Consider the following 1707-nt stretch of genomic DNA (forward strand, 5'->3'; position numbering starts at 1 on the left):
CCACCTAAATATCCTAATCCTGCTACTATACCAATAAGTGCTTGAGCTACAATATTAATTAGTGATGCTAAAACAGATACTACAGAATTAAATGCCCCTACTACAAAATCTTTGCAACCATCTAAAAAGTTAAAAAATCCTTCTTTTAAATTATCTACAAACTCTTTAAATCAATATCCTCAAGTGCTAATATTGCTCAATTTCACTAACTTTTAAGTTGAATTATTGAATCTAGGATTTCCTTACCTTGTAACTTACAGTGTTTTTTAATCCTAGTTATCTTAGTTTTTAAAAATATTTGTACTATTTCAGTATCATTTTCTGCATTAAACTTTCTTCATTTTATTTATTCAACTCATTTCTTCTATCTATAATTTTTATGAAATTAAGTTATTCTTTATTATGCATTAAGTTTTTAGTCTAGCATTTCTAAATAATAATTATCATCTTCTTGAATCTTTATCAAAAATTCATCTAATGAATTCGCTATTTTAATATCATAATAAAAAATATTATTTATATTATTATCAGTTAATTCTATTGATATTAATGCTGATTCACTCCCCTCAAAAAATATTAACTTTCCTTCTTCATATTCATCATATATCTCAATATCAGGATAGAATTCAAAATCACCTTTCCTTAATCTAAAATCTCTAATTGAATCTGTATCCATAATACGATTCACATTACCTTCTGACCCATTAATAAATCCATAGCCAATCTCTAATAAAAAATCTTTTAATTCTTTTGGAACTTTTAATTTTAACGCCTTCTCTAATTCATCTATCTCTTTTATATTCACTGGATAAAATTTATTTTTATTATTACCTTTTAAAAAATCATATTTCACTACTTATTACCTCCCTTAAATAGCTCACTTGCTGGAGAACCAGCTCCATGTATTCCTGATTGATGTTCATTTGGAAACTTAGCTGGATGTATATTCCACCACTCATGTTCTCCACCAAATGAATTTTCAATTATATGATGTGCATCATACTTATCCCCTGCTTTTCTAACAACCTTTCCTGTCTTAGGAGAAATAACATCTTCAGTGTATATTGGCCATTTTTGTCCTGTATTATTCTCCCATTGCTCAATCAAGTTATTTTTAACTTTATTAAATTCATTTCTATGTTTTGCAGTTTCTTTAGTTGTTAACTTTGAGTACTCCTTATTTCTTAATGCATTCTTTAATTCTTCAACTTGATTTTCAGATAATTTTATTCCAGTTCTTGATTCAACATCTCTCACATAGTCTTTAACTAAATTATAATCTATTTTAGGGTTACTGACCCCATTTAAAGTCTTACTACTTACATTATCAACTTTACCACTAATCTTAGATACAAAATCCTGTAACTTCGTACTAACCTCAGGATCTCCCTTAAGTGTTCCTACTCCAGCAAATTCTATTTCATCACCAAAATTAAATGCTCTTTTTAATAATGTTGAGAGATTATCACCTTTTTTAGCTATATTTATTAAGAAATCTCCACAATGTTTTGATATCAAAGTAATTCCTTCATCTATATACTTTGAAGCAAATTGCATCGCTTCATCCCAGTGTTTTCCTATGAACTTAACTATTCCTTGTCCTGATTCTCTTACGAATGATGCTCCTACCATTGGTATAAAGAAGCATGCAGCTGTAATTAATCTTTCTGCCAACGATAACTTTTCTCCTGTTATCATATTTACACC

At 28.3% G+C, this 1707-nt stretch carries 1 protein-coding gene and 1 pseudogene; both read right to left on the bottom strand.

Annotated features, from left to right (window positions below; genetic code table 11):
- Positions 1 to 415: 415 nt before the first annotated feature.
- Positions 416 to 853 (bottom strand): SMI1/KNR4 family protein, encoded by a 438-nt coding sequence (locus I2E98_RS15775; protein ID WP_195469812.1) that lies wholly within the window; start codon positions 851 to 853, stop codon positions 416 to 418.
- Positions 853 to 1707 (bottom strand): annotated as a pseudogene (locus I2E98_RS16150) (hypothetical protein); the annotation flags it as partial. The gene I2E98_RS15775 and the pseudogene I2E98_RS16150, both read right to left, overlap by 1 nt.

The sequence above is a fragment of the Clostridium sp. D43t1_170807_H7 genome (assembly GCF_015555905.1).
Taxonomy (GTDB): Bacteria; Bacillota; Clostridia; order Clostridiales; family Clostridiaceae; genus Clostridium.